General features: G+C 41.5%; 13 protein-coding genes. 9 read left to right on the top strand and 4 right to left on the bottom strand.

The annotated features are described in order from the left end of the window. The first annotated feature begins 598 nt into the window (after positions 1-598). Together AHMF7605_RS05095 and AHMF7605_RS05090 are read left to right on the top strand one after the other, a co-directional pair. The gene (locus tag AHMF7605_RS05095) at positions 599-3,967 is read left to right on the top strand and encodes a UvrD-helicase domain-containing protein (RefSeq protein WP_106927071.1); all 3,369 of its coding nucleotides are present in this window, start codon (positions 599-601) and stop codon (positions 3,965-3,967) included. A gap of 818 nt (positions 3,968-4,785) precedes the next feature. Continuing rightward, complete coding sequence (locus AHMF7605_RS05090; protein ID WP_106927069.1) at positions 4,786-5,394, top strand: hypothetical protein; 609 nt, start codon at positions 4,786-4,788, stop codon at positions 5,392-5,394. 262 nt (positions 5,395-5,656) lie between these two features. Here AHMF7605_RS05090 and AHMF7605_RS05085 read toward each other — a convergent pair whose 3' ends face one another. Together AHMF7605_RS05085 and AHMF7605_RS05080 are read right to left on the bottom strand one after the other, a co-directional pair. Beyond that, positions 5,657-6,532: a toll/interleukin-1 receptor domain-containing protein gene (locus tag AHMF7605_RS05085; RefSeq protein WP_106927067.1), complete on the bottom strand. Its 876-nt coding sequence runs from the start codon at positions 6,530-6,532 to the stop codon at positions 5,657-5,659. A 113-nt stretch (positions 6,533-6,645) separates the two neighbouring features. After that, positions 6,646-7,686, bottom strand: coding sequence for a methyltransferase (locus AHMF7605_RS05080; RefSeq protein WP_106927066.1), 1,041 nt, complete (start codon positions 7,684-7,686; stop codon positions 6,646-6,648). A 265-nt stretch (positions 7,687-7,951) separates the two neighbouring features. Here AHMF7605_RS05080 and AHMF7605_RS05075 point away from each other — a divergent pair, with 265 nt between their 5' ends. From AHMF7605_RS05075 to AHMF7605_RS05065, 3 genes are all read left to right on the top strand, one after another. Continuing rightward, positions 7,952-8,200, top strand: coding sequence for a UPF0175 family protein (locus AHMF7605_RS05075; RefSeq protein ID WP_106927064.1), 249 nt, complete (start codon positions 7,952-7,954; stop codon positions 8,198-8,200). Next, positions 8,172-8,603 (top strand): DUF3368 domain-containing protein, encoded by a 432-nt coding sequence (locus AHMF7605_RS05070; RefSeq protein WP_106927062.1) that lies wholly within the window; start codon positions 8,172-8,174, stop codon positions 8,601-8,603. The genes AHMF7605_RS05075 and AHMF7605_RS05070 overlap by 29 nt, the downstream gene beginning before the upstream one ends. A gap of 119 nt (positions 8,604-8,722) precedes the next feature. Next, entirely contained in the window at positions 8,723-11,647 is a 2,925-nt protein-coding gene (locus AHMF7605_RS05065; protein ID WP_233218948.1) for a PD-(D/E)XK nuclease family protein, read from the top strand. Positions 11,648-11,714: 67 nt separating this feature from the next. On the opposite strand, the gene AHMF7605_RS05060 is transcribed toward AHMF7605_RS05065, so the two are convergent. Continuing rightward, on the bottom strand, positions 11,715-12,035 hold the full coding sequence (locus tag AHMF7605_RS05060) for a LysM peptidoglycan-binding domain-containing protein (protein ID WP_106927060.1): 321 nt from the start codon (positions 12,033-12,035) through the stop codon (positions 11,715-11,717). 397 nt (positions 12,036-12,432) lie between these two features. Here AHMF7605_RS05060 and AHMF7605_RS05055 point away from each other — a divergent pair, with 397 nt between their 5' ends. From AHMF7605_RS05055 to AHMF7605_RS05040, 4 genes are all read left to right on the top strand, one after another. Further along, the gene (locus AHMF7605_RS05055) at positions 12,433-12,843 is read left to right on the top strand and encodes a lipocalin family protein (protein WP_106927058.1); all 411 of its coding nucleotides are present in this window, start codon (positions 12,433-12,435) and stop codon (positions 12,841-12,843) included. Positions 12,844-13,087: 244 nt separating this feature from the next. Continuing rightward, the gene (gene rmuC / locus AHMF7605_RS05050; RefSeq protein WP_106927056.1) at positions 13,088-14,440 is read left to right on the top strand and encodes a DNA recombination protein RmuC; all 1,353 of its coding nucleotides are present in this window, start codon (positions 13,088-13,090) and stop codon (positions 14,438-14,440) included. A gap of 263 nt (positions 14,441-14,703) precedes the next feature. Next, complete coding sequence (locus AHMF7605_RS05045) at positions 14,704-15,567, top strand: substrate-binding domain-containing protein (protein WP_106927054.1); 864 nt, start codon at positions 14,704-14,706, stop codon at positions 15,565-15,567. A gap of 35 nt (positions 15,568-15,602) precedes the next feature. Next, entirely contained in the window at positions 15,603-17,390 is a 1,788-nt protein-coding gene (locus AHMF7605_RS05040) for a M2 family metallopeptidase (RefSeq protein ID WP_106927052.1), read from the top strand. Positions 17,391-17,582: 192 nt separating this feature from the next. On the opposite strand, the gene AHMF7605_RS05035 is transcribed toward AHMF7605_RS05040, so the two are convergent. Further along, on the bottom strand, positions 17,583-18,299 hold the full coding sequence (locus AHMF7605_RS05035) for a pirin family protein (protein WP_106927050.1): 717 nt from the start codon (positions 18,297-18,299) through the stop codon (positions 17,583-17,585). Positions 18,300-18,447: the final 148 nt, after the last annotated feature.

The following is an 18,447-nucleotide window of genomic DNA, read 5'->3' as shown; positions in this document are numbered from 1 at the left end:
ATGGCTACTTGTTGCATAGCTGGCAGGCAAATTTTTAAATCAAAAAAAACAATTTACGATGTCATTCCGGAGAAACTTATTTAACTACGAAGCTGCTACACATTATTAATAGTAGCTCACTCCTATTGCAAGGTTATTTTTTAGATTTTTCTAAATTCCACTCCTGTAAACAGTAAAAAACAATTTGCTAGCAAAAAGAAAAGCAGAAGTTACTAGCAATTAACACCAGTTTGGCTGTGGAGGGCCTTCTAAGGTTCTGGTACTGCGCAGCAGTATTCCGACGATAGGAGGAAAAGAAGCTTAGACCCGCCCGGAAGAGCCAAACGAGGCCCGCCGGCCAGGAGGCAACCGGGTTACTGTTCAACCTAGATAGCACTAGAGCATGGAGACGGGAACCGGCTCCAAAGAATAACATCAACTTACATCTAGGCTAAACATTTCAAGATGATAGAAGTACAAAATCCTTCTTCCTACATCTTTGCTTATCCGCCCGCTAAGCTGTAATTTTAAAAAACAACTCCGTTCCGCTAACCGCATGGCGCATTAAATCGGCAACGGAACCGCCAGCAACGAACAACCAGCAACCAATAACTAAAAAGTGCCGCAGCAATTTAAAATATACTCTTCGTCCGCCGGTTCCGGCAAAACTTACCACTTAACCAAAGAATACCTGAAACTGGCTTTGCAAAGCGAGAACCCGGGTTATTATCGTTCCATTTTGGCGATAACGTTTACCAACGATGCCGCCAACGAAATGAAAGAACGGATTTTAGGAGCTCTGCGGCAGTTTAATGAAATACAAGCGGATGCTCGTGCGCAGGCCCGCAGCGAAGAGTTGCTGAATCTGATTACTTTTGAAATTCAAACAGAATACAACCAACCCGAAACGGATCGGGAAATTATCCGGGCGCGGGCGGAGCGGACGTTCGAGCAGATATTGTACAATTACTCGGAGTTTGCGGTGAGTACCATTGATGCGTTCGTGAACAAAGTGGTAACGGCTTTTACCCGCGAACTCAATATTCCTTACAATTTTGAAGTAGACCTGGACACCACTACCCTGCTCAACACGGCCGTATCGATGTTGCTGGATAAGGTAAACAATGCGCCGGATAACAGCTTGCTGGCCCAAACCCTGGAACAATACGCCCTAGAAAAAGCCGACGAAGGCCGGAGCTGGAACAGTTTGCCCGACGAACTCGCCAGTTTTGCCAATAATTTACTCAACGAGCAGGTGTACGAAGCGGTGTCGGAATTACAGAAGCTAACACTTCAGGATTTTAAAAAAATCCGGCAGGATTTGTACCGGTATAAAAAACAAATTGAAGAAGCCGTGGTGGAAGCGGCGCAGGCGGCCATTGATTTATTAAGCGCACACCAGATTGAACCTAGCTTTTTACATTATAAAGAAAAAGGCATTTACGGGTTCTTTAATAAATATTTAAAAAATTTCGAATTTCAGAAACCTAATACTTACGTCGAACAAACTATTAACAACGATAAATGGTGCGGCGCCAAAGTGCCGAAAGATGTGGAAGCGCGATTGAATGGTATTAAAAGCCAGATCGTAGATTACTTCCAAACGATCGAAACTATCCGGACGCAGCAAAGCGCAAACTATATTCTAATCACCGAAATCATCAAGCACTTGTACCAGGTGTCGGTGTTGAATGAGCTGGAAAAATGCATTCAGGATATTAAACGCGATACCAACCTGGTGCATATTTCGGAATTTAATAAACGCATTACCGATATTGTGTTGAACGAACCAGTGCCTTTTATTTACGAACGGCTCGGCGAAAAATACAACCACATTCTGATCGATGAGTTTCAGGATACGTCTGCGCTGCAATGGAATAACTTGCTGCCTTTAATTGAAAACTCGCTGGCATCGGGATATTTTAACATGGCCGTGGGCGATGCCAAGCAAGCCATTTACCGGTGGCGCGGCGGCGACATGGACCAGATTCTGCATTTGTACAAACGCAACACACCGGCCTTGTACCAGAACCGCAAAAACGAAGATTTGCTGGAAGTTCGCTACGATACCCTGGATTTAAGTTTAACACCCGCCGACCTGAACACCAATTACCGGAGCGCCACCGAAATTATCAGTTTCAACAACGATTTTTTTAAATTTGTGAGTGAAAGCAACCCGGCCTACCCGATGTTGCAAAGCATTTACGACGAAAACTTTAAACAAGCCACGCCCGAAAGCAGCACCCGTACTGGCGGACACATACAGGTAATTTTCACCCACAACGAAGATGCCAACTACCAGTACGATTTAAATTCCTGCGAACGCACCGAAGTTTTGTACGAAGGCTACGAAAAGCCTGAAATATTAACCTACCAGGAAAGCACCTTGCAAATTGTTTTGCAACTTATCCGGCATGCCCTAGCGGAAGGCTACGAGTGGAAAGACATTGCCGTGCTGAGCCGTACCAACCGCAACAGCCGTTTAGTGGCGGGTTTCCTGAAAGAAAAAAAGTTTGCTATTATTTCGCAAGACTCACTCTCGCTACAGTTTGCCGAAGTAGTAAACCTGGTGGTGGCCTTGTTCCGGATTTTTAACCGCCCCGATGATACCCTGGCCCGCGCTGAAGCCATGTATTTGTTCTGTAAAGTGGTTCTGAACGTGCAACCCGACAATACCGTCACCCAGACGATTGCCACGATTGCTAATTGCGCCGATAATACCGCTTTCTTCGATGAACTCCGCACAGCCGGCTACGACCTCGAAGAAAAAGAAACAGGTAATTTATCGATCTACGAACTCACCGAAAAAATTATCCGGGTATTTGGGTTGCTAGGTAAAAACAACGAGTGCGAGTACTTGTTCCGGTTCCTGGATGTGGTTCTGGAGTACAGTTTAAACCAAAGCAATAACCTGAACAATTTTCTGGAATACTGGGAAACCCACAAGGAAAAACTCAGCATTAACTCGCCCAAAAATCGCAACGCCATTACCATTACCAGCATTCACAAGGCCAAAGGATTGGCGTACCCGGTAGTCATTATTCCGTTTGCCGATTGGTCGGTGGAGCCGCAGCGCAGTGCTTTGCTGTGGAGCCGTTTGCCCGCCGACTTACCTGTTTTCCATGATTTGCCGGCGGCCGTGGTAACCATGAGCAAGCGCCTGGAAGAAACGCCTTTGCAACCCCAGTACCAGATGGAACTGGAAAAAACCTTTATCGAAAACCTGAACATGCTCTACGTGGGCTTTACCCGCCCCCAGGACCGCTTGTACTTAATTGCCCAGAAAAAAGATTTCAACCAGGGAGGCAACCAGAAAAATAGCAACTATTTATTGTACCAATACTTGCAGCACCAGCAATTATGGCAGGAAGACCAGTTGTGTTACCAGTTAGCGCAAGGTACGGCCACGCAAAATTCCAGCACGCCGGTAACGGCGCAGGTTTTTCACCTGGACTTATTCCGTTCTTTTAACTGGACACAACGCCTGAAACTAAAACAACACGCCAACAACGTGTTCGATTTTGAAACCCAACAGGAATACCGCCGCCTAAACCGCAAATTGCATTACGCCCTCTCTCGCATCACCACCGCCGACGATTTAAACTTTGTATTGAAGCAACTGGTAAACGAAGGCATTTTCAGCAGCAAAGAAACCCCGGAACTGCGCGAAACTTTAAAAAAGATCATCAACCATCCCGAGATCAAGCGTTATTTCAGTAAAGACATTCTGATCGAAAAAGAAAAAGAAATTTTAAACGTGCGGGCCACCCGCTACAAACCAGACCGCATTGTTTTCGACGGCACCAAAGTAGTGCTCCTAGATTTCAAAGCTCCCCCCTTCACCCAAGAACACGCCGACAACCTGAACTTCTATAGCAGCCTTTTTAAAGAATTGTTATACACCGAGATTGAATGCGTGCTGTATTATTTTGATGTAGAGGAAGTGCGGAAGTGGGTTTATGTGGATGAGATAAAAGCAGGTGTTTAAATATTAAATAATGAGCAAATTGAAACCTTATAACGAACTGATTTACCAATTCGGGGAACTGCTTAAAACCGGGCGGAAACAAGCAAGATGAGCTATAACTACTATTTTGGTACAAACCTATTAGTGAATTGACCAGCAAGCTGTGAACGTTAATTAAGTAGGTAAAGTGAAAGAGAAATACGATTTTGAACTTTGAAACGGATTATCAAAAGATCTTACTTTAGATTTTGGCAAAGGTTTTGCAAATAAAATTTATATATGATCAGGCAGTATTATCTTAAGTTTCTAAAATCCAGACATTGTCTGGACAATTTAGGTGGAGCCTTTAATTTAGAATCTAAATAAAAATAATTAACATTAGTAGTTAATTATTTTTATTTAATTATTATTTGAATATATCTATTTAGTTAATAACTTTTATAAACATATAAGTAGATTTTTTTTGTCAATCTATATGTTCTAGCCTAATTTAAATTAACAAGAATAGTATTTATAATTAGGATTATATTAAATAAATATTTTATATATAAGTATACTGATGTTTATTTATATACGTTTTTAAATATATATATATTGTAATTAATATAATCTCTACATAATTCACTTTTATAAGTTACAATTCATGTCTTTCAAGCTATTAATAGGATTGATTTTTCTTTTGGTTGATGTCGTTATCATTTATTACCGTTTTGATATAATATTAGAATTGTTAGATGGAAGACCTATCAATCAATTAGATATTTATAAATTATTATTACCTATTATACTATTTATAATTTCATTGTTTTTGATTATTCAAAATTATAAAACAAAAAAAGATGTACCTCCGAAAAGTAATTCTTAGCTTACTATTGATCTTTTTTTCTATCACTAAAGGTTTTTCTCAACAAGAACCACAATCGTTGTCTACGGATATACTCAAATTAATAACAGATCTAAATAATCAGATCAATGTATTCTTTCAAAGAGAAAAGATTGAAAATCTGGATAGGCAATTAGGTTATTTTAAGCAAGATCTTGATAGCTACTTAACAGTTAGAAAGGAAATAATGGAGTATTTGGAAGCAATCAACTATAAACCTAAAGATAAGAAGGATAGCATTCAAGTTTTTAGATCAGTTTACAATCTAAAACAAAAGTTAATACGATTAACCGATAGATTAGAGAGTTTAAGACCACTCCTAAACGATCAGTTATCAAATGATGTTTCTCAAATTATACGACAAGTTAAAGATGTAGCTGGTAATAATAGAGTAATTTATATTACCGAATTGGAAAAATTATATAGTGGAATTAATTATGGTAATAAAAAAACAATTAGAATTGAAAAGCTTAAAAAGGATGGCGAAGATATATATAAAGATCTTGTTCGTTCTATGGATCTAATTTCTTCAATTCAAGAACAACTAAGATCAAAATTAAAATAAGAAGCTTTAATTTTAAATATTAATATTGAATACAAAGCTCAGCGATATAAATAATAATCATTATAATAATCTCTTTCCCTACAGTTCATTATTTAAAAATTATAACGTAAACAAAATAAACATTACAATTTAAACTTACTCTAAATCTAGAAAGTAATTTTAGAATTTACTAATAAATTTACATATTGTATATTTGAAATTTAAGTTTAAAAAATATTCTTTATGCATTTTTTAAAGCCAATTTCCTTATTTAGTACCTTTTCTACATACCATAATATTTCGTACTAAAGCTAACTGAGAGTGGTCCTCCTTCATATGTACAAAGAACATTTACTTTAAGCTTCTTGCGATGATCATAGTAGGTGTGACAATGGGGTTGCTTTCTAACTAAATCTAACTCGACAGGATTTATGCTTAATGCACCAAGTAAAGGCTCCGAATCAAACTCTTGGTTTGATTGACAAGGAGCTGTTTTTTTAAATTCCACTTCTACGTAGCTTATAAAGTTTCCTTCAGCTTCCAAAAGCATGTGGCAGTCTTCATTATCTACTATGATATTTCCAACTTCGTTGGGGATATGATCAACTGCCTTAGCCGCGTTGGAAACGTTCATACCAATATACTGAAATGGTCGATGAAACGGGTGCGATAGGATTCGAAAATTAAAGCTAACTGCACGATCAATTGCATTCCATAAAGTTGAACTATTAAAAGTAGACTCAAGTACTTTTTTGTTAAAAACGATGCCCATACTTTCTACTAGTTTCTTAAATGCATCCGGATACTTAGATTCTTCTGTGAAGTCAACGTATAATTTCCCGAGTAGAAAGCCTGGAAGCTCACACTGCTGGTACATTATCGGCAGCACCCTAACTGTTTTACCTTTTATCTCCTGGTTCATTGCTACATCAATTTCTCGTTGCACCCAAGAAGAAGAAATTGAAGCTGGTGAGAGAATCACAGCTACGTAGTTTACCTCATCCAGTCCTTGTCTGATTTTATCAATTAGTGATTGACCTATCTTTATATCTCGTTCATCTAACCAGTAATTGATTCCATGATTTTCTAAATCTTTAGCTAATTTCCGAACAAATGGCTTATCAACTGAGGTGTGACTTAAGAAAACATTTATGCTCATTAATTTATATTTTTATCAGAATTTAGTAATTGCGGAGGTACTGTCAGAAATTATACTTGGCTCCGAAAATACAATTAGCGCATTTTCTTTCCTATTTTTAAATCCTAACAATCTCACTTGGGCTTGATGGTCGCAATCAAGCCGTAATCCATGAGAGTAGGAATTTCTTCCGCTGTTGGTACTAAGCCGGCTTTCGTAAACCAGCCGCGGTATTCTTTTCTGCTGTAACAACGGCCTTTGGTTCCTAAAAAAAGCATCGCCGAATAATCCGTCACGGCCAAAGGTCCATCCAGGGTATCATTCAAAAAAGCATCATGCACCCACAAGGAGCCGCCCGGTTTTAGAGCATTGGCAAATTTCACCGCCAGCTTTTCGCAGGTTTCTACGGGCCAGTCATGAAACAGACTGGCCGCCAGCAAAACATCTGCTTCCGGAAGTCTATCGGTCAGCATATCGCCGGGCATAAAGGTTAACCGGTTTTTTAAAGAAGTGGCCTCCGCCGGATGGTCTTGGCAGAATTCTTCGAATAGTTCCGCTGCTACTTTCAGCACTTCGGGCCGGTCGAAAACAATGGCCTGGGAGGTAGGGTTAGCTAGCAACCATTCGTAAGTATAGAAACCCGTCCCGCCGGCCACATCCAGTAACAGCCCGGGGTGTTTGGTAATTTTATCCGCTACCAGGGGCGAAAGAAACTTAGCTCTACCCGCCAGTGCCATGGTAAAAAAGCGGGCGGTTTCGGCTTCATCCATCGGCGAAGGCGCGTCTTCATCTTTTACATACGAAAACCCTTGACTGGTATTTACAGGTCCGTCATTTTGCAACCATTCCGCCATTTTTATCACCCCCGGATCATCTTTTTCTAAACCCGCATAGCCCAGCAGATTGGTGGCGTTAGCAGCGGTTAAATATTTTCCGGTTTCGCTCAGTTTTAGTTTACCTGCGGCATCATATTCCAACAAACCCATGGCACATAAAGCCGAAAACAAAACCATGGCGGGCCGAGGTTTTAATTGTAACCGCTCCTGCAATTCCGGTAGGGGCAATGCGCCTTGACTTAATTCTTCAAAAACCGGTAAGTAATGTGTGGCGGCTACTAAAAGCTGAGAACTCGCTTTCGCTCTTAAAATTCGGGTAATGGGTGCAAGGTCTAACATCGCATCTGGTAAATTTTTCGATAATAATTTAAAAAGTAGAGGAGGAAAAATCTGAAGCTTATTTAAGTACTCCGTAAAGTTAAGTTAAAGTTAGAAAACGGACATCTGTATTTGGAATTTGGTTAAGATGGACAACCTACTTCTGCTTGCAACCAAAGCCATTTGGTCGCCACTAGTATTTTCAATGGATGTTTTAATTGTAGCCAGATAATTTTAGAATGCAGCAATTTTGACCATTTCCGACAATATTAAGTATATTTAAGCAATGAAGACTCTCGTACTAAACATACCCGATAATTTAGACCTGGATGATCGGGAAGCAACCATGTTGCTAGCAACCAAACTTTATGAGCAAGGCAAACTTACATTAGGCCAGGCAGCTGAGCTAGCTGGCTATAGCAAAAGAACCTTTATGGAGCTTTTAAGCCGGTATAACGTTTCTATTTTTGACTATGACCCAAGTGAACTGGCAAATGACATAAAAAATGCAGGCAATTATCATATCAGACACTAGTTGCCTAATTCTTCTGGATAAAATTGGTAAACTCAGTTTATTACAAAAGCTCTACGGTAAAATAATTACGACGCAAATAGTAGCTGATGAATTTGGGAGTAACTTGCCAGATTATATAACCATCCAAAATCCGCAAGATATTAATACCCAATTAGTATTGGGTGCTGCTCTGGACAAAGGAGAAGCAAGTGCCTTGGCGTTGGCTTTAGAGCAGCCAAATTGTCTTTTAATTATTGATGAATCGAGAGGGCGAAAAATGGCTAACCAGTTAGGATTAACCATCACCGGAACCTTAGGTATTCTGGCTCAAGCCAAGCTTAATGGCTATGTATCTTTGCTAAAGCCCTTGTTGGATCAAGTAAAACAAACCGATTTTCGTTTAAGCGACCGACTAATAAAGTAAATTTTAAAACAAGTGGGTGAATAAAAGTTATTGTTAAATTTGAGTGGCTCCAGGCAAGTTGGCTTTTTATTTATTTTTTAAAAATTCACCTTCCATCCTTACTTAAATTTCTCTCTTAGGTGCCCTTGGCAGCCTTTACCAAACCCGAATACATGCAAACTTTCCTGCACCAGGCAGCCGAGTCTATTTACCGCCAGCACGCCGAAAACATCAGCCAGATTTGCGTGATTTTACCCACGCGGCGGGCGAGTGTTTATTTTAAAAATGCCTTGGCCCAGGTGGCTACCGAAGGCATCTGGTCGCCGGAAGTGTCGTCGATGGAAGATTTCATCTGCCGGCTAGCCCGGGTTGAAGTGCTGGAACCCATTCACCTGCAACTGGATTTGTTCGATATTATGCAGGAACTGGACCCGAATATTGAGTTCGACCAGTACGTCACCTGGGCGAGTACTTTACTGGAAGATTTCAGTCGCATGGACCAGGAAGTAGTGAATACTGGTAAACTGTTCGAGTATTTGAGTGAGGCCAAAGCCCTGGAACGCTGGGACCCGAAACGCGCCGGCTTTGCTATCTCGCCGATGCTGCAAAAATATTTTAAGCTTTGGGACAATTTGCAGGAAGCCTACACCCGGCTGAAGAAAAAATTAAAAGCCGAGAAACAGGCGTACATGGGCATGGCGTACCGGCACGTGGCCGAAAACGTATTGGATATGGTGCAAAAAACCACTTGCTCCCAGTTTATCTTTGTCGGCCTGAATGCCTTGAGCCGCTCCGAACAAATTATTATCCGCACCTTACTCAAAGAACACAAAGCCGAGGTCTTGTTCGATTCGGATGAGTTTTACATGGACGAAAATACCCAGAACCGGGCCGGCTATTTTTTAAAACGCTACCAAAAACAATGGCAACTCCCCGAGTGGAAATGGCAGCAAAACCTTTTATTAACGGATACCAAAGAAATTAACGCCATTGCGGTGGCTAACGCCAGCATGCAGGGCAAAGTGGCCGGCCAGTTGCTGCAGCAAATCCGGCAGGAGAACCCGCAGGCGCAGGTCGCCATTGTTCTGCCCGACGAAACCATGCTGCTGCCGGTGCTGCACTCCATCAGCGAGGCTATTCCGGATTACAACGTGACTATGGGGCTTACTTTTAAAGGCACGCCGCTTTACAACCTAATTGATTTATTGTTTGAACTGCACTTAACCGGCGTGATACAGCCCAACGATGCCGGCTACAAAGTAAACCGCTACCATTATCTCACCGTTCAGAAAATACTCAGTCACCCGTTTATCCGGCGCTACGAGCAATATTACAATACCGTGACCGAAGATGCCGCGGAGCAGAACTTGATTTCTCAGGTTTTAGCGGATATTATTACCCAAAACAAAGTACTGGTTTCGGCGAAAGAGCTGATTGATGCGGGCAAAGACCACCCGATTTTTAAAGCCTTATTCCGGACCTGGCGCAACTGCGACGATATAATTGCTTCCTTCTACAACCTTATCGATTTACTCAAGCAAGTGTACCAATTTCAGGCCGAAAACCCCATTGAAACCGAGTACCTGTACATTTTTTATACGTTGGTCAAGCGGCTCGATTCGATTTTTGATTGCCGGGAACAACGCATTTCGGTGCGCAGTTTTAAAAAATTCCTGTACGAAAACATTGCCCAAACCCGCCTACCCTTCAGCGGCGAACCGATTTCGGATATTCAGGTAATGGGTTTTCTGGAAACGCGGGCGCTGGATTTTGAAAATTTAATCATTCTGTCGGTGAACGAGAACGTACTGCCGCAGCCGAAACAGCACAAATCGCTGATGCCCTACGACGTACTCAAGACCTTTGGTTTGCCCACCTACGCCGAACAGGAAAGCATCACCTCGTACTACTTTTACCGTTTACTGCAACGGGCTAAGCGCGTGCATTTATTGTATATTTTACCTTCCGATACGTACGGTTCCGGGGAGAAAAGCCGGTTTATTCTGCAATTGCAGCACCATTTGGTTCCGGCTAACCCCAACATTACTTTCCGGGAATTAACTGCTGTAGTAGAGCAGCAACAAAGCAAAACCTACGAACCCGATATTGTTATCCAAAAAGACGCGCAGGTGCTGGCCAGCCTCAAAAAAGCGCTCCAGAAAGGTTTATACCCCTCGCACCTGAATATGTACATTAACTGTTCGCTGCAATATTACTTCAACAAAATTGCCGGCCTCAAAGAAACCGACGACATTGAAGAGAAAATCGGCGCTGACCAGTTTGGTAATATTGTGCACCAAGTGCTGGAAGCTTATTTTAAACCATTTCAGGAGAAAAATTTACTGGTTACCGCCCAAGACATTAACCACATGCGGGCGGTGTTGCCGCAGCGCGTACAATTGGCTTTTAAAACCGGTGTTTTGGGTAATGTTCCGGAGCAAGGCATGAACTATTTACTTTTGAAAGTAGCTACGCAGGTTCTGGATACTTACCTGAAAAAACAAGCCGAATCGCCCGATTTACCTGTGCGCATTATCAGCCTCGAACAAGTGCTCGAAACGGTTTTGGAAGTAAATTTAGAGGATGAAGTAATTCAGGTAAAAATAGCCGGTAAAGCCGACCGCATTGATCGGACGGCTAAAGCCACGCGGGTAATTGATTATAAAACCGGTTTGGTAAACGCCGCTGATTTAAAAATAAAACCAGAACACGTGGCGGAAAATTTACTGACCAACCGCAAGTACGAGAAAGTGCGGCAACTCTGGCTGTACCGGTATCTAATGGCCAAAAAGATGCAAGCCGAAGGCAGTCTGGATAATTCCTTATTTCAACCGGAAATTGAGGCCGGCATTATTTCTTTCCGAAATTTAAACGCCGGCTTTATGATCTCCGATGTTGCTTTTTCGGAAAACAAGCCCGAGACGATTGAAGCGTATATTCAGCATTCCGAAGAATACCTGAGACTTTTTGTGCAGGATATGCTCAACCCCAACATTCCCATCCGGAAAACCCACGATCTAGAAGTTTGCCAGTACTGCATTTACCGCGGCATTTGCGCCCGTTAAAGTAAAAACCCGGTAGGTTTTAAAAACCTACCGGGTTTACTAATTCAAAAGTTCGAACATCTAAAATCTACCGCGGAATCACAAATTTCTGGCCCGGATGAATCAAATTCGGGTCTTTAATCTGGTCCAGGTTCGCCTGGTGAATTTTGTGCCACTGCTGCGCGTCGCCGTATAATTCTTTCGCAATTTTAGAAAGCGAATCACCGCTTTTCACGGTGTAATATTCTTTCTGCGGTGTGGCCGGTGTAGCCACGGGTTGCGCCGGTTGGCGGTTATTGGCTTGCGCCTGGTTGCCGGTGGGCGGTACGTTAAAGGCGTTTTTATTCGGGTCGGCTTTCGGCTGCGCCGGTTTTTCTTCCCCTTTTTTTAAGAAATCAAAAAGTCCCATAGTTTTCGTATCTGATAAATAGTTTTTTATTATTCGGCTTCTTTTCTGGTCAGGAAACCTAATAGTTTACATACGCCGATAAACTAAATAATGTTCTATTTGGTAAGTTCCCCTATTACATTGGATGGTAGTTGTAAAAAGCTCATTCCCAGAATACTTCCATTTTAAATGGCAAACTATTTAAAAAAAGATAATATAATTTTCTTAGCTTACCTCCCGTAAATAAAGGGGCGTTTAGCAAGTACATGAACTGCTTTTAAGTAAGGAAAGGAAGGTTTCCAGCTGGCTAAAATGCACAAACTTTTTAATTGCTTTTAACTAAATCCGGTAGCAGCCGTAATATTCAAAAAACTCTCTATTACCATTGAACCGAAAAACTCTTTTTAACTATAAAACTATGAAAATCTATAATCTAAGAAATTACTTCTTATTGTTAAGCTTTACCTGTTTACTCTTTACCGTTAGTTGCAAGAAAAAAGATTCGATCGGTAATGCCGGCATGTTAACGGGCGCGGATAGCAAAGTTTGGAAAACCGAAAAAGAAACTACCGCCACCGGGGAAAAAGATAAACTTACCAAGGAAGAGAAACAGCAGGAGATTCAATTCTTCGCGAATGGATCTTTTAGTATGCGATCCAATACGCAAAATGCTTCCGGTAAATGGACCTACGATGCCATGGCCCGAAATTTATCTTTACAATTTGTAGGTTCCGATGCTACCGAAAATTTTCAGGTTTTAAACCTTACGAACGATGAGTTAAAGTTACAAGCCAAGGATGGTTCGCAGATGGTATTGGAAGCGGATTAATGAATTTTTTAAATAAAAAAAAGAACAGGCTGCCCGGAAAAGGTAGCCTTTTTTGTTGGACATGGTAAACAAGTTTATAATTTATGAATGCAGTGGCAGAAAAATCACAGAAACCTTGCCTTTAAAATAAATAGCCGTTTATCTGATTTATATATCCGTATAATTCAAGACTTAGTGCTTTCTACTGCTTTATTAAATGTCTATCCGGTTTGTTAACCCGCTCCATAAGCCTTAACTTCACTACATGGAAATTGCATGGATAATCGCCGGATTTTTGGCGGGTTTAGTTGGATCTTACTTGCTTTTGAAAGCTAAATTAAATAATGCTCAGCAACAGGTTAATCAAGCCTTGGTGGCGCAACAAGTTTGGCAAACCCAAGTGCAGGAAAAAAACAGTGAATTAGCTCAGCTCAAAGAACAACTACGGTCTGAAACAAACACGATTATAGGTTTGCAGTCGGAGTTAACCAAAACCGAAACTGATTTGTACCATTTAAAGCAAAAACTAGAAGATCAGAAATTGGAAATGGAAGCGTTGCGGACTACTTTCCTGCAGCAATTCTCTAGTGTTTCGAACCAGGTTTTGATAAATAATGCCGAACATTTTAAAAAAGCTTCGGCTGAAAATCTAGAAGCAATTCTTTCTCCCTTAAAAGAACGCATTAAAGAGTTTGAAACCAAGGTTGATACCACTTACGAAAAAAGTTTACGGGAAAATACCGCCTTGAAAGAACAAATAACTATGTTGGCACAGTTGAACCAGCAAATGAGCCAGGATGCGATTAATTTAACCCGGGCTTTAAAAGGCGAACGCAAAACGCAGGGAAATTGGGGAGAATATTTGCTGGAAGTATTACTCGAAAAATCGGGCTTAAAAAAAGACGAACATTACCGGCGCGAAGTAGTATTGCGTAACGATGATAATAAAGTATACCGGCCCGATGTTATTATAAATTTACCCGGCGATAAACACCTGATAATAGATTCTAAAGTTTCGTTAACGGCTTACGACGCGTATTGCAACTGCGACGAGGAAACTTTACAGTTGGCGCATTTAAATAATCACATTCAATCTATCCGCTCGCATTTTCTGGAATTAAGCAGAAAAGAATACCACCAGTTAATTGGGGTTCATTCGCCGGATTTTGTGCTGATGTTTATTCCCATTGAACCGGCTTTTCATTTGGCCATGCAGCACGATCGCGAGTTATTTATCGAAGCTCTCAACTACAACGTTGTATTTGTAACTACTTCTACCCTGTTGGCTACTTTACGCACCGTGGAAGGGGTTTGGAAACAGGAAAGTCAAAAAAATAACGTGTTAAAGATTGCCCGGGAAAGCGGTTTATTGTACGATAAATTCGCCAACTTCGTGGAAGACTTAAAAGCCATTGGTAAAAGCATTGAAAGCAGCCAAAGCAGTTACCTGGCCGCGATGAATAAACTTACCGAAGGAAAAGGCAATTTGATCCGGAAAGTGCAGCAGTTAAAAGTGCTGGGTGCCCGTACTACCAAAACCATCGACACTAATTTTCTGCGGGAATCAGATTTGGAACCCGAAACTTCACCGTCGCAACCCGAGTTGCTGGAAGAGTAAACCCGAGTTGCTGGAAGAGTAAAATAGATACTAGTATTAAGGCATTAGATACTAGACTATTTTTGGTTTCCTGAATAAACAATTTGCCAGCTTTATGTCGCAGCGAATGGTTTAGGCTTTATTCAGGAATTACTTATTATAATTAGGCTTGTAAAAATTTTAAAAATATTCTTTCTGTAAATTACGACTGGCATAAAAGGAATAAACATGGTCAGCTTGAAACTGTATACAAGCTGGCATCCCCATCTAAAATTTAGAAATACATGCAGGAAACTACCCATTTACGCATTGGCGGCGTACCCGAACATTTTAATATTCCCTGGCACCAGGCGATTGAACAAGGTTTGTTCCAGGCCGAAAACATTCATCTCACCTGGACCGATTATCCCGGAGGTACCGGCGCCATGGCGAAGGATTTACGCAGTGGAGAGTTAGATTTAGCCGTATTGCTTACCGAAGGCATTGTGGCCGATATAGCGAATGGTAATGAAAGTAAAATTGTGCAGGTTTACGTGGAGTCGCCGCTTATCTGGGGAATCCACGTGCCGGCAAATTCTTCTTATCAGACGCCCGCTGATTTGCGAGGAAAACGCTATGCTGTGAGCCGCATGGGTTCCGGCTCGCACCTGATGGCTTTTGTGGATGCGACGCAACGCGGCTGGGACCCGCAAGCGCAGGAATTGGTATTAGTGGGCAACTTAGAGGGCGCCCGGCAAGCTTTTAAAAACCACGAAGCCGATGCTTTTATGTGGGAAAAATTCATGACGAAACCCTTAGTAGATAGCGGCGAATTCCGGCGGGTAGGTGAAACGCTCACGCCCTGGCCTTGCTTTGTGATTGCGGCTCGCAACGAAATATTGCAAAATCAACAACCCGCTATTCAAAAAATTTTAACTATCATTAATCATACCTCTCAAAAATTCATGACCAATCCGCAATCCGTAAATGTGGTGGTAGAAAAATTTCATTTGTTACCCGAAGACGCGGTAGCCTGGTTTAAAAGTACTCGTTGGTCTATTGGTGAACCAATGTCGGAAGACATGCTGCAAACGGTTATAACCACGCTGCAAGAACTAAAAGTAATTAATAAAACAATTTATCCTGGAGATTTATACCAGAAAGTATAAGAACTAATCCATCCTCCATAGACGATAGTCCACGAATGAAAAGAACTATAGTAATTGGCTTGACACTAGCTACCTTATGGTCTTGCCAAACAAAGAAAAATTATAAAACAGAAGCAGATACCTTTCTGAAAACGTATTCCGCGGAATATCAAAAGTTGTATACTGCTTCCGCCGAAGCAGAATGGGCTTCTAACACCAAAATTGTGGAAGGCGATTCTGCTAATGCTATTGCTACTCGAAAGGCTAATGAAGCCTTTGCGGCTTTTACCGGCAGTAAAGAAAACATTCAGCAACTACAAGACTTGCTTCAGCATAAAGAAGAGTTAAGCGAAATTCAGGTAAAACAGCTCGAAACCGCTTTACGAGTTGCCGCGAACAATCCGCAAACCGTAGCTGAGGTGGTAAAAAGCCGCATTAAAGCGGAAACCGAACAATCGGAAAAGCTCTATGGTTTTGATTATAAATTAAATGGTAAATCGGTTACCACCAATCGAATTGATGAAATCTTAAGAACCGAAACGAATCCCACTAAACGCTTGGAAGCCTGGCAGGCTAGTAAAGAAGTAGGCACGGTACTTAAATCGGGTTTGGTAAACTTGCGGAATCTGCGGAACAAAACCGTCCAAGCCCTTGGCTACGACGATTATTTTAGCTATCAAGCCTCCGATTACGGGATGAAGCGCGAAGACATGATGGACTTGATGCGCAAAATTAACCAGGAACTAAAACCCTTGTACCGGGAACTCCACACCTACGCCCGTTACGAATTAGCCAAAAAGTACGGCGTAAATGAAGTGCCGGATATGCTGCCGGCGCATTGGTTGCCTAATCGGTGGGGACAGGATTGGAGCGCCATGATGGAGGTGGAAGGCAGCAACTTAGATCAGGTATTAAAACCTAAAGGAGCGGAATGGCAGGTAAAACAAGCCGAGCGATTTTACCAAAGTTTAGGATTTCCAGCTTTACCTGCCATCTTTTACGCTAAGTCCAGTTTGTATCCGGTACCTGCTGGCACTAACTACAAAAAGAATAACCATGCTTCGGCCTGGCACATGGATTTAGAACACGATGTCCGCAGTTTAATGAGTGTGGAGCCTAATGCCGAATGGTACGAAACTACCCACCACGAATTAGGTCATATTTACTATTACCTGACTTATACGAATCCCGATGTGCCTTTATTATTACGTAGCGGCGCTAACCGCGCTTATCACGAAGCTATGGGCAGCTTAATGGGTTTAGCGGCCATGCAACAGCCTTTCCTGGCCAATTTGCAGTTGGTAAACAAAGAAGCTAAAACAAATCAGGTGCAGAGCTTATTAAAAGAGGCACTAAATTACGTGGTTTTCATTCCGTTTGCGTCGGGGGTGATGAGCGAGTTTGAGCACGATTTATACGCCAAAAACCTGGCTTCTGCGGATTTTAATAAGCGTTGGTGGGAATTGGCCCTACAATATCAAGGCATTGTGCCACCCAACGAACGCGGCGTTAAATACGCTGATGCCGCCACTAAAACGCACATAAACGATGATCCGGCGCAGTATTATGATTATGCTTTGTCGTACGTTATTTTGTTTCAGTTACACGATCATATTGCTACCAAAATTTTAAAACAAGATCCGCACGCGACAAATTACTACGGGAACAAAGAGGTAGGTAAATTTTTAGCCAGCATCATGTATCCCGGGGCAAGCGCCGACTGGCGGCAAGTATTAAAAGATAAAACCGGCGAAGATCTCAGTGCCCGCGCCATGATCGCTTATTTTCAGCCTCTTATGGATTACCTGAAAGCCCAAAACAAAGGCCGGAAGTATACTATTTAGACACTAGAATTTAGACGCTAGATGCTAGATACCTAATTTTTAATTTCCAATAGAAAAGTCAGCCCTCAGCTGACTTTTCTATTGGAAGGTAATCTTTTGAATTTTCAAATAAATAATTCTTTAGCCAAGACCTCAAAATTTAATATTACATATCCAACGTCTAGCTTTTAATATCTAATTTTTAGCGTCAATTTAAAAGTTAGCCTCAACCGCTGCAACATCAATTAAAATAAAAGAAGAGTCTTGGCTGGCGCGAATTAGAACGGCGCTTTCGTGATCAATGCGCAATTGGTCGTTAGTGGTAGCCTGCATGCCGTTGGCGAATAATTCGCCTTCCAGAACGTAAATTAAAGTTTTGCGGATATCAAAGGTTTTAAAATCTATTTCTTTATCTTTTTTCAGATGCGCGTAGTAAACCGTTGAATTAGAATTCATAAAAACGACATCTTCCAAAACTTTTTGACCGGTTACCAGCGGAACTAATTCGTTTTTAGAATCGGCAAAATCAATGTGTTTTTGTTCGTACGACGGATTTAAACCTGGTTTATTCGGGAGGAACCACAACTGCAGCAAGTGTAATTCTTTATCGGCATTATTGGTTTCAGAATGGGTAATCCCGGTTCCGGCCGTCATACGTTGTACATCGCCGGCTTTAATTACCGTTTTATTGCCCATGCTATCTTCATGCGTTACTTCTCCGGCTAATACAATGGTAATAATTTCCATTTCGGAGTGCGGATGCTGCGGAAAGCCGGAATGCGGCGCCACGTAGTCGTCGTTAAAAACCCGCAACGGACCGTAATTCATATTGTTCGGGTCATAATAATCGGCAAAAGAAAACAGGAAATGCGATTTCAGCCAACCAGCCGTGGAAAAATGGCGGTCTTCGGCGTTAATAATTTTTACCATAGTTTTTTGTAGTGAAGGTATATTAGTTTTCTATATTCTGATTTACCTTAAAATACGCGAGATCAGGTTATAAGTTAATGCAGGAAGGTAAGAAGCTTATTTACAATAATTTATAATACCTTTCGGGATGACCCTGCGTTTTTCATTT

This window comes from Adhaeribacter arboris, from assembly GCF_003023845.1.
In the GTDB taxonomy this organism is placed as follows: Bacteria; Bacteroidota; Bacteroidia; order Cytophagales; family Hymenobacteraceae; genus Adhaeribacter; species Adhaeribacter arboris.
This window is presented reverse-complemented; position numbering and strand designations above follow the sequence as displayed.

Coding starts and splice junctions, on each gene's coding strand:
- AHMF7605_RS05045 (WP_106927054.1), top strand. CDS start 14,704: ATGCAGGAAACTACCCATTTACGCATTGGCGGCGTACCCGAACATTTT.
- AHMF7605_RS05055 (WP_106927058.1), top strand. CDS start 12,433: ATGAAAATCTATAATCTAAGAAATTACTTCTTATTGTTAAGCTTTACC.
- AHMF7605_RS05075 (WP_106927064.1), top strand. CDS start 7,952: ATGAAGACTCTCGTACTAAACATACCCGATAATTTAGACCTGGATGAT.
- AHMF7605_RS05090 (WP_106927069.1), top strand. CDS start 4,786: ATGTACCTCCGAAAAGTAATTCTTAGCTTACTATTGATCTTTTTTTCT.
- AHMF7605_RS05060 (WP_106927060.1), bottom strand. CDS start 12,035: ATGGGACTTTTTGATTTCTTAAAAAAAGGGGAAGAAAAACCGGCGCAG.
- rmuC (WP_106927056.1), top strand. CDS start 13,088: ATGGAAATTGCATGGATAATCGCCGGATTTTTGGCGGGTTTAGTTGGA.
- AHMF7605_RS05070 (WP_106927062.1), top strand. CDS start 8,172: ATGCAGGCAATTATCATATCAGACACTAGTTGCCTAATTCTTCTGGAT.
- AHMF7605_RS05035 (WP_106927050.1), bottom strand. CDS start 18,299: ATGGTAAAAATTATTAACGCCGAAGACCGCCATTTTTCCACGGCTGGT.
- AHMF7605_RS05085 (WP_106927067.1), bottom strand. CDS start 6,532: ATGAGCATAAATGTTTTCTTAAGTCACACCTCAGTTGATAAGCCATTT.
- AHMF7605_RS05080 (WP_106927066.1), bottom strand. CDS start 7,686: ATGTTAGACCTTGCACCCATTACCCGAATTTTAAGAGCGAAAGCGAGT.
- AHMF7605_RS05040 (WP_106927052.1), top strand. CDS start 15,603: ATGAAAAGAACTATAGTAATTGGCTTGACACTAGCTACCTTATGGTCT.